The organism is Streptomyces sp. NPDC039736, from assembly GCF_055596485.1.
On the sequence record NZ_JBVIUQ010000004.1, the window covers coordinates 428,960 to 440,970 of the forward strand.

At 75.4% G+C, this 12,011-nt stretch carries 10 protein-coding genes; 4 read left to right on the top strand and 6 right to left on the bottom strand.

The window, feature by feature from the left end; all coding sequences use genetic code 11:
* Positions 1 to 89: 89 nt before the first annotated feature.
* Positions 90 to 1,154 carry a LacI family DNA-binding transcriptional regulator gene (locus tag ACZ56L_RS15150; protein WP_471064305.1) on the top strand — a complete coding sequence of 355 codons (1,065 nt, stop codon included), beginning with the start codon at positions 90 to 92 and terminating at the stop codon, positions 1,152 to 1,154.
* A gap of 31 nt (positions 1,155 to 1,185) precedes the next feature.
* Here the strand turns inward: ACZ56L_RS15150 and ACZ56L_RS15155 are convergent, their stop codons facing one another.
* Positions 1,186 to 2,436 carry an ROK family protein gene (locus ACZ56L_RS15155; RefSeq protein ID WP_471064307.1) on the bottom strand — a complete coding sequence of 417 codons (1,251 nt, stop codon included), beginning with the start codon at positions 2,434 to 2,436 and terminating at the stop codon, positions 1,186 to 1,188.
* A 181-nt stretch (positions 2,437 to 2,617) separates the two neighbouring features.
* Between ACZ56L_RS15155 and ACZ56L_RS15160 the strand changes: the two genes are divergently transcribed.
* A complete protein-coding gene (locus ACZ56L_RS15160) occupies positions 2,618 to 3,979 on the top strand; it encodes a carboxylesterase/lipase family protein (RefSeq protein WP_471064309.1) in 1,362 nt (453 codons plus the stop codon).
* A 60-nt stretch (positions 3,980 to 4,039) separates the two neighbouring features.
* Here the strand turns inward: ACZ56L_RS15160 and ACZ56L_RS15165 are convergent, their stop codons facing one another.
* On the bottom strand, positions 4,040 to 4,783 hold the full coding sequence (locus ACZ56L_RS15165) for an SDR family oxidoreductase (RefSeq protein ID WP_471064311.1): 744 nt from the start codon (positions 4,781 to 4,783) through the stop codon (positions 4,040 to 4,042).
* Between the two features lie 164 nt (positions 4,784 to 4,947).
* A complete protein-coding gene (locus tag ACZ56L_RS15170; RefSeq protein WP_471064313.1) occupies positions 4,948 to 5,802 on the bottom strand; it encodes an ABC transporter substrate-binding protein in 855 nt (284 codons plus the stop codon).
* A 212-nt stretch (positions 5,803 to 6,014) separates the two neighbouring features.
* On the opposite strand from ACZ56L_RS15170, the gene ACZ56L_RS15175 reads away from it, so the two are divergent.
* Complete coding sequence (locus ACZ56L_RS15175; protein ID WP_471064315.1) at positions 6,015 to 6,833, top strand: sugar phosphate isomerase/epimerase family protein; 819 nt, start codon at positions 6,015 to 6,017, stop codon at positions 6,831 to 6,833.
* 81 nt (positions 6,834 to 6,914) lie between these two features.
* Here the strand turns inward: ACZ56L_RS15175 and ACZ56L_RS15180 are convergent, their stop codons facing one another.
* Entirely contained in the window at positions 6,915 to 8,759 is a 1,845-nt protein-coding gene (locus tag ACZ56L_RS15180) for a glycoside hydrolase family 3 protein (RefSeq protein WP_471064317.1), read from the bottom strand.
* Positions 8,760 to 9,284: 525 nt separating this feature from the next.
* On the opposite strand from ACZ56L_RS15180, the gene ACZ56L_RS15185 reads away from it, so the two are divergent.
* On the top strand, positions 9,285 to 10,019 hold the full coding sequence (locus ACZ56L_RS15185; protein WP_471064319.1) for a hypothetical protein: 735 nt from the start codon (positions 9,285 to 9,287) through the stop codon (positions 10,017 to 10,019).
* A gap of 3 nt (positions 10,020 to 10,022) precedes the next feature.
* On the opposite strand, the gene ACZ56L_RS15190 is transcribed toward ACZ56L_RS15185, so the two are convergent.
* Positions 10,023 to 11,468: an aminopeptidase gene (locus ACZ56L_RS15190; RefSeq protein ID WP_471064321.1), complete on the bottom strand. Its 1,446-nt coding sequence runs from the start codon at positions 11,466 to 11,468 to the stop codon at positions 10,023 to 10,025.
* A gap of 133 nt (positions 11,469 to 11,601) precedes the next feature.
* A complete protein-coding gene (locus ACZ56L_RS15195; protein WP_401761243.1) occupies positions 11,602 to 11,982 on the bottom strand; it encodes a hypothetical protein in 381 nt (126 codons plus the stop codon).
* Between the last annotated feature and the right edge of the window lie 29 nt (positions 11,983 to 12,011).

Consider the following 12,011-nt stretch of genomic DNA (forward strand, 5'->3'; position numbering starts at 1 on the left):
CCCGGGACCGGGCACCTGGTCCCGGCGAGCGGGCGGGCGGGACCCGGCGGACCGGGACGGACGGATGAGGGCTTGATGAGGACTGCGCGATGACAGTGACCTTGGCGGACGTGGCGGCGCACGCCCGGGTGTCCCCCGCGACGGTGTCCCGAGTGCTGAACGGGAACTACCCCGTCGCGGCGGCCACCCGCGAGCGCGTCCTGCGCGCCGTCTCGGAGCTCGACTACGTGGTGAACGGCCCGGCCAGCGCGCTCGCCGCCGCCACGTCCGACCTGGTCGGCATCCTGGTCAACGACATCGCGGACCCCTTCTTCGGGATCATGGCGGGGGCGGCGCAGGCCCATCTCAACACCCCGTCGGACGCCTCGGCCCCGATCCGTACGAACGCCGAGCGGCTGGCCGTCGTCTGCAACACCGGGGGCTCGCCCGCCCGGGAGCTCACCTACCTCACTCTCCTCCAGCGCCAACGCGCGGCCGCCGTGATCCTGACCGGCGGTGCGATCGAGGACGCCGAGCACTCGGCGGCGGTCGCGGCGAAGCTGGCCAGGCTGGCGGAGGCGGGCACCCGGATCGTGCTGTGCGGGCGGCCGGCGCTGGGCGGGGCGGAGTTCGTCCACGCGACGCTCTCCTTCGACAACCGGGCCGGGGCGTGCCGCCTCACCGGGCACCTGCTCTCCCTCGGGCACAGGCGGATCGGTTACGTCGCCGGGCCGGCCGAGCGGACCACCACCCGGCACCGGCTGGAGGGGCACCGGGAGGCGCTCGCGGCGGCGGGGGCCGCCGACGATCCGGCGCTGGTCCTGCACGGTTCGTACGACCGCGCGAGCGGCCGGGCGGCCGCCGCCCGCCTCCTGTCCGCCGCCCCGGACCTGACCGCGATCGTCGCCGCGAACGACACGATCGCGCTCGGTGTGTGCGCGGAGGCGCGGGAGCGGGGGCTGCGGATTCCGGAGGATCTGTCGGTGGCCGGGTTCGACGACCTGCCGTCGGCGACGGACGCGGTGCCCGCGCTGACGACGGTACGGCTGCCGTTGTACGAGGCGGGGGCGAGGGCGGGGGCGCTCGCCGCCGGTGCGGGGGCGGCGGGGCACGTGGAGGTGGTTCCGGCGGAGCTGGTGGTGCGGGGCTCGACGGGGGTGGTGCGCGCCGGGTGAGGGGGCGGGCCGGGCCCGGCGCTCGCGGGGGTCACGGGGACAGCGGCGGAATCGCGCCCGGGTCGTCGAGGACGGCCGCGCGGGCGAGGGCGGCGGCGCCGTGGAGCGTGGCGCCGGTGCCGAGCGTGCTGGGGGTGAGGCGGGGCATCCAGGGGGCGGCGAGGGCGCGGCGGCCCGCCAGGCGGGCGTCGATGGCGGGCGCCAGCCAGCGGTGCCAGTCCGCGAGGTAGCCGCCGAGCACGATCTCTTCGACGTCCAGCAGCGCGACCATGCCGAGGATCGCCGCGCCCACCGCCTCGCCCGCCGCGGCGAGGGCGGCGAGGGCGGCCGGGTCGCCGGCGTGCAGGGCCCGGTCGAGTGCGGCGAGCGCCGCGTCCTTGCCGTCCGTACGGAGTGCGGCGGCAAGGCCCGCGGCCGTCAGGAGGGGTTCCGGGCCCGCGTACACGGCGAGGCAGCCGCGCGCACCGCAGGCGCAGGGCGGGCCGTCCAGGGCGACGGGGAGGTGGCCGGGTTCGATGGCGGCGCCGTGACTGCCGTCCACGATGCGGCCGCCCACCACGAGGCCGCCGCCGACGCCCGTGTCCGCCTTGAGGTAGGCGAGGCCGAGGGGCGGGCGGGGCCGGTCGGCGGCCAGCGCCTGGTACTCGGCGAGGGCGGCGGCGTTGGCGTCGTTGACGACCTCCAACGGGCAGCCCAGGGAGGGCAGTTCGGCGGTGACGAGGGCGCCGAGGTCCACCGGGGCCGTCCAGCCGAAGTCGGTGGCGGCCAGGACGGCGTGCGAGGCGTCGGAGGTGACCGGGCCCGCCATCGCGACGACGACGCGGGAGAGCAGCGCACCGGGAACGCACCGGACCCGGTCCTCCGCCTCGCGCACGACGGCCGCGACGGCGCGGGCCAGCGGGGCGGGGTCGCCGTGCCGAACGCGGTGCGGGGTGTCGGCGCGGCTCATGACGGCGCCGGCGAGGTCGGTGACCTGGGTGCGGAGCTGTTCCAGGGTGATCTGGACGGTGACGGCCAGGACGCGCCGGGGGGCGAGCCGGACGGGGCGGCCGGGGCGGCCTCGCCCTCCCCCGGTTCCGCCGGCCTCCTCCTGGACGAGGCCGCGGGCGGCCAGATCGGCGACCAGACCGGTGACGGACGCGGGCACGAGCCCGACGGCGGCGGCGATGCGGCTGCGGGAGCAGGGGCCGTGGGCGGCGATGTGCTGGAGGACCAGGGCGAGGTTGCGCCGGCGTACGGAGGCGGAGTCGAGGGGGACGGGGGCGGGCGTGGTGTGCGGCACCCGCCGATTGTGCCCGGTGGGGCCCGACGGGGGGTGCGGGGGCGGCCACCGCATTTATTTCAACCCTTGACTTAAATGGGGCGGAAGCGGAACCTGCTGAGGAGCAGCGAGTCCACCCCGCGCAGCACCCCCCGCTCCGGTCGGCCACGACGCCGGTGCGCGCCCCAGGAGAGGCAGTGCCATGTCCGCCCAGGCCCCCGTCGTCACCACCGCCCTCGGCCCCGTACGCGGCGAACGCCGGGCCGGCGGCGACCGCTTCCTCAACATTCCGTACGCCCAACCCCCGGTCGGCGACCTGCGGTTCGCCGCGCCCGTGCCGCCGCGGCCGTGGACCCGGCCGCTGGAGGCCACCGCGTACGGACCCACCGCCCAGCGCCGCGCCTTCGCCGAGATGACGGTCATTCCCGAGCCGACGATCCCGGGCGAGGGCGTCCTCAACCTGAACGTCTTCACGCCGCGCGCCGAGGCCGCCCCCGAGCGGGGCGGGCTCCCCGTGCTGGTGTGGATCCACGGCGGCGGTTACGTCGCGGGCTCGGCCGCCAGCCCCTGGTACGACGGGGCCGCCTTCAACCGGGACGGCGTCCTGCTGGTGTCGGTGGGCTACCGGCTCGGCATCGAGGGCTTCCTGCACCTGGACGACGCCCCCGACAACCGGGGGGTGCTCGACTGGATCGCCGCGCTGGAGTGGGTGCGCGACAACATCGCCGCGTTCGGCGGCGACCCGGCGAAGGTCACGGTGGCCGGGCAGTCGGCGGGCGGCGGCGCCGTCCAGACGCTGCTGGCCACGCCGCGCGCCCAGGGCCTGTTCCGGGCGGCGATCTCGGTGTCCGGCGCGGTGATGCGGCCGCAGGACAAGGCCGCCGGCGAGGGCGTCGCCCGGCTGTTCACCGCCCGCACCGGGGTCCCGGCGACGGCCGCCGCGCTGCGGGACCTGCCGTACGGGACGCTGTACGACTTCCAGGACGCCCTGGACGCGCCGGGCGACGACCGCGAGGGCCTGCCCCAGGGCCTCGCCCTCGCCCCCTTCGCGGACGGCGGGCTGATCCCCGTGCCCGTGACCGAGGCGCTCGCCGACGGCGGTGCGGGCGCGGGCGTCGGCGAGCAGCCGCTGATGCTGGGGTTCACCCGCGACGAGTTCGACGCGATGGGCGGCTCCGCCCTCACCGACGCCGTCTTCCGCCGGCCCGGCCTGACGATCGCCGAGGGCCGCGCGGCACGCGAACTGCCCACCTGGTTCTACGAGTTCCGGTGGGAGACGAAGGCCGCGGGACCGTTCGCGGGGCAGGCCTTCCACTGCCTGGACCTGCCGTTCTCCTTCGACGCGCTGGACGCGGAGAACGTCGTTGAGGTCGCGGGCCCGACTCCGCCGCAGTCGCTCGCGGACGCGATGCACGGCGCGTGGGTCGGTTTCGTCCGGGACCTGGACCCGGGCGCCGACTGGCCGCGCTACACCCGTGCGGGCCGGGCCACCCGGGTGTGGGACGCCGAACCGGCGACGGTCGGCGACGCCCTGCGGGCGGAGCGGGAACGCTGGCTGGGCTGAGCCGGTCCGCCAGGACGGACGTCGCCCCGCCGGTCGCGTAGGTGCTCGTCGGCGGGCCGGTCAGCGGCCGCCCGCGATGCGCAGCACGGTGCCGGTCGTGTACGAGGCGTCCTCCGACAGGAGCCAGGCGATGCCCGCGGCGATCTCGGACGGGTCGGCCGCCCGGCGCAGCGGGATGCCGGGCGCCATCCGGGCCGGGCGGTCCGGGTCGCCCATGGTGGCGTGCATGTCGGTGTCGACGAGGCCGGGGGCGACGCCGTTGACGCGGATGCCGTCGGGGCCGAGCTCCTTGGAGAGGCCCAGGGTGACGGTGTCGACGGCGGCCTTGGAGGCGGCGTAGTGGACGTACTCGCCGGGGCTGCCGAGGGTGGCGGCGCCGGAGGAGACGTTGACGATCGCACCCGGGGTGCCGTAGGCGGTCATGTCGCGGACGGCGCGGCGGCAGCACAGGAGGGTGCCTAGGACGTTGACGTCCAGGACGCGGCGGAGGTCGTCGGTGGAGGCCTCGGCGAGGGGGCTGAGCAGACCGGTGACGCCGGCGTTGTTGACCAGGCCGGTGAGGGGGCCGAGCTCGGCGGCGACGGTGTCGAAGAGGCGGTCGACGTCGGGCTCGTGGGAGGTGTCGGCCCGGACGGCGAGGGCGCGGGCCCCGGCCTCGCGGACCTGGGCGGCGACCGTCCGGGCGGCGCTCTCGTCCTGGGCGTAGGCGAGGGCGATGTCGTGGCCGTCGGCGGCCAGGCGCAGGCAGGTGGCGGCCCCGATGCCGCGGCTGCCGCCGGTGACGAGGGTGATGGGGCGGGACATGGGGCCTCCTGGCGGGTCGGTGCGTCGCGCGCCGTCCATGATCCCTCGGGGGGCGGGTCCGTTGTGCGGGTGGGTGGGGTGCGGTCGCCGCCGGGGCTCCGCCTCCAGGCCCTCGGCCCCGCGCCGTCACCCCAGGTCTCCCCCGCACCGCTGAGGCGGTTCCCTCAGACCTCGTGGAGGGCTTCGGCGATGGACTCGAAGAAGGCCGTGTGGGCCGTCGCGCTCGCCGGGAGTTCCGGGTTCCAGGGGACGACCTCGACGTCCGGGCCGATTCGCCCCGCCTCGAAGGGGGCCGCGTTCGCCCGTACGTCGGCGAGGACCAGTTGCGGGGCGAGTCCGGCGGCCCGCTCCCACGGCACCGTCGACCAGTTCGCGCCGCCCTCCGGGGGCGGGTCCAGCAGGGGGACGCCCAGGGCGGTGAGGGCGCGCAGGTCGGGCCAGGCGTGCGGGCGGGCCAGGTGGACGTCGGCGGCGTCGGCCGGGGAGAGCGCCAGCAGGGCGGGCGTGGTGGAGCTGATCAGGGACTTCAGCTTGGCCTGCGCGTCGGCCAGGGCGTGCGCGGCCTCCGGGGGCTCGGTGCTGCCGAGGGACTCGGCGAGGGCGTGGAAGGTGTCGCGGACCTCGGAGAGGGAGCGGCCCTGGCCGATGTCCAGGACGACGGTGGGGATGTGCTGTTCGAGGTGCTTGGCGGTGTCCGGCTCCATGCCGTAGACCGCGCTGCCGCCGTAGCTGACGGCGACCAGCAGGTCGATTCCGGCGGCGAGGACCGCGTCGGGGTCCAGTGCCTGGCCCGCGCCGAAGTACGCGACCTCGGAGAGCGGCAGGCTGCCCGCCTTGGCCGGGTCGGGGGCGGGGCCGTCGTGGTAGGAGCCGAAGATCCCGGCGGGGCGCAGGCCGTGGTCGTACAGGGTCGCGCCCGCCTGGATGTAGGCGGCGATACGGGCCGGGCGGGCCGGCGCGGTCACCAACTGGCCGCGGGAGTCGGTGAATTGCCAGGGCGTGGCTGCGGTAGGGGTCATGGCCGTTCCCTGCCCCGTGCGGGGCGCGGCTACGCGGCGACGGCGGGTGCGGGCGGTTTCGGACCGCTGACAGGGGTACCGGGAGGGAAGGGCGCACCCGATGACGTGCAGGTCGCGGCCCCCGCGTACGGAACGCGGCGCACGCGCACCGGATGCGGCGCACGGACACCGGATGCAGCGCACGCACACGGATCGAAGGAGTTGTTCAGACGGTGAAGCTCGCCTTTTCCACCCTCGGGGTGCCCGGGATGCCGATGTCGGAGGTCGCCGCGCTGGCGCAGACGTGCGGGTTCCAGGGGGTGGAGCTGCGTGCGCACCCGGAGGAGCCGGTGCATCCGGGGATCGGGGCGAAGGAGCGGGCGGAGGTGGTGGAGACGTTCGCCGCCGCGGGCGTCGAGATCCTGACGGTCGCCGGGTACGCGAAGGTCGCGGCGGAGGGCGAGGACGGGCCCGTGCTGGAGGAGGTGCGGGGGCTGCTGGAGCTCGCGCGGGACCTGGGGGCCCGGTACGTGCGGGTCTTCCCCGGGGCGGGCGAGGACGTCGGGGGCGGCGACGAGCGGGCGGCGCGGCGGCTCGGGGCGGCGGCGGAGAGCGCGGACGAGTACGGCGTGCGCATCCTGCTGGAGACGCACGACTCGCACCGCACGGGCGTGGACGCGGCCCGGGTGGTGGCGGCGGTCGGGCACAAGAACGTCGGGGTGCTGTGGGACGTCATGCACACGTGGCTCGGCGGGGAGGACCCCGTCACCTCCTACGGCGTGCTCGCGCCGCACCTCGGTTACGTACAGGTGAAGGACATCGCCTCCGGGGATGTGACCACGCCGCTCGCGCTGGGCAGCGGGGTGCTGCCGCTGGACGAGTGCCTGGCGCAGCTCGGCGGGTCCGACGCCGCCCCCGGCACCACCGGGGCCGATGACGACGTGTGGGTGTGCTGGGAGTACGAGAAGCGGTGGTATCCGGAGGCCGCGGAGCTGCCGGGGCTGCTGGTGGCGGGGCGGGAGTTCCTGGCGCTGCGGGCGCCGGCGGCGTAGGCGGCCGGGGGCGCGGGAGACCGGGGGCGGCTTCCGGACCCCGGCTCCTGGGAGGGGCGCGGCGGCACGCCCCGCCCCGCGTCAGCGGCGCAGGCCGTGGCCCACCGGGAAGAGCACCTTCGTGGGGTCGTCCGCCCGCTGGACCGGCACCGGCAGCCGCCCGGCCGGGCGGGTCCGGCCGGTCAGGACCCGTACCGCCGCGCCCAGCTCGACGTCCGTCCAGGAGTACGCCGCCAGGTGGGCCCGCGCTCCCGTTCCGGCCAGGTGCGCGACGTCGTACGGGTTCTGGAGGGCGAGGACGGCCACCGGCAGCCCGGTGGCCGCCAGTTCCCTCACCAGCGTCCGCTGGGCGCTCGTCGCCGAGACGTTCCGCGTCGCGACCAGCACCGCATCCGCGCCCGCCCGCGCCGCCGCCACCGCTTCGGCGATCTTCGCGGGGGTGGGGGCCGACCCGGTGGACAGGGCGGTCGCCGTGAAGCCCGCCTCCCCGAGCAGCCGGGCCAGGACGGCTGTCGGCGGCCCCGTCGTGCCGGAGGGCGAGGCCGGGTCGGCCCCGACGACCAGTACCCCGCGGTGCTCGCGCCGGGAGAGCGGAACCAGGCCGCCCTCGTTGACCAGCAGCGTCGTCGTGGCGTCCGCGATGCGGTCCGCCGCCGCGAGGTGGCTGCGGACGCCCACGGTCCGGTCGACCCCCCGGTGGGTGACGTACGGGCGGTCGAAGAGGCCGCGCCGGGCCTTCAGGCGCAGGATGCGCAGGATCGACTCGTCGAGGCGGGACTCGGTCAGCTCGCCGCTCCTGACCGCCGCGAGCACCGCGTTCCACGCCACCGCCAGGTTCGGCGGGTTGAGGAGCTGGTCGCAGCCGGCCTTCAGGGCGAGGACCGGCACCCGGTCGTCCCCGTACTTGGTGCGCACCCCCTGCATGCCGAGCGAGTCGGTGACGACCACGCCCCGGTAGCCGAGCTGTTCGCGCAGCACGCCGGTGAGGATCGGCCGGGACAGGGTGGCCGGGTCCAGCGCCGGGTCGAGGGACGGCACGACGATGTGCGCCGTCATGATCGAGTCGATCCCGGCGGCGATCGCGGCCCGGAACGGCGGGGCGTCCAGGGCCTCCCACTCCTCGCGCGTGTGGTCGATGTGCGGCAACTGGTCGTGGCTGTCGTCCTTGGTGTCGCCGTGCCCGGGGAAGTGCTTGGCCGCGGTGGCGACGCCGGCCCCCTGGTAGCCGCGGACCTGCGCCGCGACCAGTTCCGCCACCGCGCGCGGCTCCGACCCGAAGGAGCGCACCCCGATGACGGGGTTCGCCGGGTCGACGTTGACGTCCGCGTCCGGCGCGTAGTTCTGCCGGATGCCCATGGCGAGCAGTTCCGCCCCGGCGATCCGGGCGGCCTCGCGGGCGTCCCGGGTGCCCCGCCGGAAGGCTCCCGCGCCGAGCGCCATGGCTCCGGGCAGCAGGGTGGCGGGCTTGCCGACGCGGGCGACGATGCCGTGTTCCTGGTCGGTGGAGACGAGCAGCGGGACGCGGTGGCGTTCGGCCAGCCCCGCCCGCTGGATGCCGTTGGACAGGTCGGCGATCTGGTGCGGGTCGCGGGTGTTGTGCGCCCAGGCGAAGTAGATGATCCCGCCGAGGTGGTACTTGGCGATCAGCTCGGCGGCGTCGCGCACCCCCAGGTCCTTGAGGTTCGCGTCCACGTCGGCCTGGTCGGGGGCGGTCGCGGAGTGCCCGTACACGCGCATCACGAAGAGCTGGCCGACCTTCTCCGGAAGCGTCATGCCGGAGATGATCCGTCCGAGCCGGGCGTCGGAGTACGCGGTGGGCCGTTCGGCGGCGGCGACGGGCGCGACGGAGGTGGCGGCGGCGGCCACCGCGGCGGCGCTCGCGCCCAGCAGTGCGCGGCGGGACGGCTCGAAGGTGTTCTCGGACATCGCGGTACCCCTCCATGAAGCCCTCGACGGACGCGGCGGTCCTTGACGGAAACTTCCAGCGGGGTCACGCTTCCCTGAAACTAAGTACCCGTCAAGAGCCGTGCGGGGGAACGGAGTCGGCGGTTCCGGAGGGGGGAGGAGAGAGGGGGCCGCCACCGGCGCATACGTCAGGGGGCGCACCGGTGGCGGCCGTGCTGCCGGCCGCAGGCGGTTGGAGAGGGGAGTCGGCGAACGCGGCCAGCAGCGTGGGCCGACACCGCTCTGCGGAGACTCACCAGCAGTACGGCGATGGGACGGAGCGGGTCGCGGCCGGGTTCCCCGGATTCCATGGTTTTTACCGGAGCCGGTACGGGAGCGACAGCGGGCGCGCGGAGTGACGGATGTGGTCGAACACGGGGCCGTTCCGCGGGCCGGAAGGCCCCGCCGCCGCCCCGTACGACGTAATTCGCCCCCGTGAGCCTGGCGTGCGCCCACCAGGACGGCCCACTCTGGGCACAGGTGCGGAGGCTTTCGGGGGGATGCTGCATGCGCAGGACAAAAGGAACGACGAGGACGTCCAGCACGACCGGGGCACGGAGAGCAGGCGAACAGACCCGGGCCACGCGGCCCTCGCCCAGGGTCTGGGCCGTCGCCGCCCTCCTCGCCGCGACCGTGCTGACCGGCTGCCAGAACCCCTTCTCCGGCGACGGCGACGGCAATGGCAACGGCGCCACCGGCGGCGGTCCGGCCCGGGCCGCCGACTCGCTGCCCGCCGCGCCGTCCGGCCACGGGGCCGTCTTCCTGGACGTACGGGAGTGCAGTTCGTACGGGAGGGCCCCCCGCGAGGTCTCCTGCCGCAGCGAGCGCGCCGCCGCGAAGGTGACCGCCCGCTACAACGGGCAGGCGGGGAACGGCCCCTCGTGCCCCGCCACCACCGACTTCGTCCTGCACATCTCGGAGGCGCGCCCGCCCGGCGACACCCGGGGCGACGAGAACGGCGACGGCGTCGTCCCGCGCGGCTACGCCTGCATGCGCAACCTCACCGACCCCCACCCGGGCGACCCCGGCGGGGGCGGCGGCCCGCACACGATCGTCGGGGACTGCCTGTACGGGGCGGGCGGCGGCCAGGTCGAGGAGACCCCCTGCGACGGCTCGGGCGGGCGCTCCCCGGAGTACCGGGTGAGCCGCGCCGTGGACGCCCGCCCCGAGTGCCCTCCCGCCACCCGGCTGTACGTGCAGCTGGGCGGCGGGAAGCCGGTGGGGTGCGCCCGGCCGGTGTAGGGGTCAGGGGCGCAGCGTCCGCTCCCTGTTCAGCTCCGTCCGGTCGAGCCGGGCGTCGTACGCGGTGAGCCGCTCGGCCTTCGACGGGTCGGCCTGGACGGCGGCGGGCGCCGCGTCGGCCCACTTGAGGAGCCGGGCGGTGGCGGCGGCCCGCTCATCGGCCGGCAGGCCCGCGATGCTCGCGCCGTGGTTGGCGCCCGGCACGGTGTAGACGTGGTTGTCGCCGCCGCGCGCGGGGCGGAAGCGCTCCGCGCCCCACGGGTCGTTGGCCCCGTAGACGTACATCATCCGGTGCGCGTTGCGGTTCACCCAGCGGTCGACGTCCTTCATGACGCCCTCCTGCCACCGCATGGGGATCTCGCGCGGCACGAAGGCGCGCGGCTGGAAGTAGTCGGGGCCGTACTTCATCAGGCCCTTGAGGTGCGGGTACGTGTACTGGGGCGCGCCGAGCTGGGTGCCGGCCTGGTAGTAGTACGGCGTGTACGGGTCGAGGCCCTGGTCGGTGTAGGAGGAGAACGGCGACTTGGAATCGACGTAGTCGTAGATGACCTCGTCGGAGGAGTCCGCGGCGGGGACGTCCGCGCACTCGGACTCGTCGCTGTACTGCCAGAAGGCCCAGACGAAGTCGAGCACCGAGGACTCGTAGGACTTGTCGAGGCTGCCGACGGTGCGGAAGGTCGCCCCGTTCTCCGCCGCCCACTTCTTCAGCTTGGCGGTGAGCGGTCCGCGCCGCACCAGGGCCTCGCGCTGCACGGCGTTGAGCTTGTCGCGGCACTCCTTGGTGGAGACGGTGCGGAAGAAGCGGTCGTACGCCGAGTCCTCGCGGTTGTCCACGTCGTTCGGGGCGACGTAGGCGACGACGCCGTCCATGTCGCGGGGGTGGAAGCGCTCGTAGTAGGTGGCCGTCATGCCGCCCTTGGAGCCGCCGGTGGACAGCCACTTCTTGCCGTAGATCTTCTTCAGCGCGGTGAAGACGCGGTGCTGGTCGTCGGCGGCCTGCTCGATGTCGAGCTTGGACCAGTCGGCGGGCCGGGGGCGGGAGGGGGTGAAGAAGCGGTACTCCATGGACACCTGGTTGCCGTCGATGAGCCGGGTGGGCTCGCTGCGCGACGGGTCGGTGTAGAGGTCGTAACCGCTGGTGGAGAAGACGGTGGGCCGGTCCACGTCCTTGTGCAGGACGGTCAGGCGCTGCTGGAAGGTGCCCTTCCGGGGGCGGGCGTGGTCCACCGGCTGGGTGAAGTTCAGGACGAAGAAGCGGTAGCCGTCGACCGGCTTCTCCTCGATCAGGCTCATGCCCGGTACCGCGAGGATGCGGTCCCTGATGTCGGCGGCGGCCGGCCGTGCGGCGGGTCTCGGCTCGGCGGGCGCGGCCTGGACGGCGCCCCCGGTCGCTCCGACGGTGCCTATGAGCACCGCTCCCGCGACCACTGCCCGGAACGTCTTGCGCATGAACCACTCCCCTGTCGGCACACGGACAACAGGGGGAACCTAGTGTCCCGCAAACCCCTTTGTCACCAGGGAAGTTGGACGAATGTGCGCCACACCGGCAACCGGACGGAAGAATCCGCGGTCCGGGCCGGTCTCAGCACAGGATCCAGCCCGAGGCCGTCCCCCGCCCGGCCACCGCCCCCTCCACCCGCACGCACCGTGCCCTGGCGTACACCGTCACCGGCCCCGCCCGTCGCGCGTACGTCCCCGAGTCGACGGCCGCCCTGCTCCCGCGCGCCTGCACGCCGACCCGCATCCTCTGCCGCACGCCCGGCCGCTTGGCGACCGTCATGGCGCACACGTAGGAGCCGTTCCGGTGCACGCGGACCTCGCCGGTCGCGAAGCCGTACGTCTTGACACGTGTCCCGGCGCAGGCGCCGGCCGCCGCGTCCGCCCGGCCGACGGCGGGGCCGCCCACGGTCAGCAGCCCGGCCGCGACCGTCACCGCCAGCACACCGGTCACTCTTCGCCTCATCCGTCCCATCGGACCCACGCCTGCCCCGC